Origin of the sequence: Streptomyces sp. NPDC058145 (genome assembly GCF_042884245.1) — a bacterium.
Taxonomy (GTDB): domain Bacteria; phylum Actinomycetota; class Actinomycetes; order Streptomycetales; family Streptomycetaceae; genus Streptomyces.
Genome location: NZ_JBHVUH010000063.1, coordinates 1 through 1027, shown reverse-complemented (window position 1 = coordinate 1027; position 1027 = coordinate 1). Strand labels below are relative to the sequence as shown.

Below are 1027 nucleotides of genomic sequence, written 5' to 3'. Positions count from 1 at the left end.
TCGACGGCATTCGTGAGGCGGCGGTCACCGCCCGGACCGAACACGGCGAAACCGCGCTTTACGCCTATATCGAAGGACGGGAAAGCGATGACGTGCGGGCGGAGCTTGCGACACGCCTTCCGGCCTACATGATGCCGGCTCAGTTTATAGAGATGAGCGAATGGCCGGTCACGCCGAGCGGAAAGCTTGACCGCCGCGCACTGCCGGCTCCCGGCGGAGCGGCAGACAGACGGGCGTACACCGCCCCGCGGAACGTCACGGAAATGAAGCTTTGCGCCCTCTGGGAAGAGGTGCTGAAAAACGGCCCCGTCGGCATCCGGGATCACTTTTTTGAGCGGGGCGGCCATTCGTTAAAAGCGACGGCTCTCGTCTCCCGCATCGCCAAAGAGTTCGGTGTTCAGGTGCCGTTACAGGACATCTTCGCCCGGCCGACGGTGGAAGAGCTCGCTTCGGTTATTCAGGACTTGGAAGAGAGCCCGTATGAAGCGATTCAGCCTGCGCAAAAACAGGACACCTACCCGGTGTCTTCGGCGCAGAAACGGATGTATGTGCTCCAACAGCTTGAAGACGGCGGTGTCGGCTACAATATGCCGGCTGTGCTGGAACTGACGGGCCCGCTTGACCGCGGCCGGCTGGAGGAGACGTTCCGGCAGCTTGTGGAGCGGCATGAGTCGCTCAGAACGTCCTTTGAAACGGGGCCTGACGGCGAACCGGTGCAGCGCATCCATGACAGCGTACCGTTTCAGCTGGATGAGGCCGAGTCAGCTGACGCATTCGTCCGGCCGTTTTGTCTGGAGGAAGCGCCGCTCTTCCGTGCGGCCCTCGTGAAAGAATCGGATGAACGTCATCTTTTATTAACGGATATGCATCATATTATTTCTGACGGTGTGTCCGTCAACACCTTGATTAAAGAATTCGGCGAGCTGTACGCAGGCCGTTCGCTTGCGCCGATGCGCCTTCAATATAAAGACTATGCCGTCTGGCAGCGGTCGTTTCAGGAGAAGGAAGGATTTCAGAAGCAGGAAGC

At 59.3% G+C, this 1027-nt stretch carries 1 protein-coding gene; it reads left to right on the top strand.

The annotated features are described in order from the left end of the window. On the top strand, positions 1-1027 hold a 1027-nt coding region (locus tag ACFVVO_RS39420), incomplete at both ends, for a condensation domain-containing protein (RefSeq protein ID WP_390061708.1).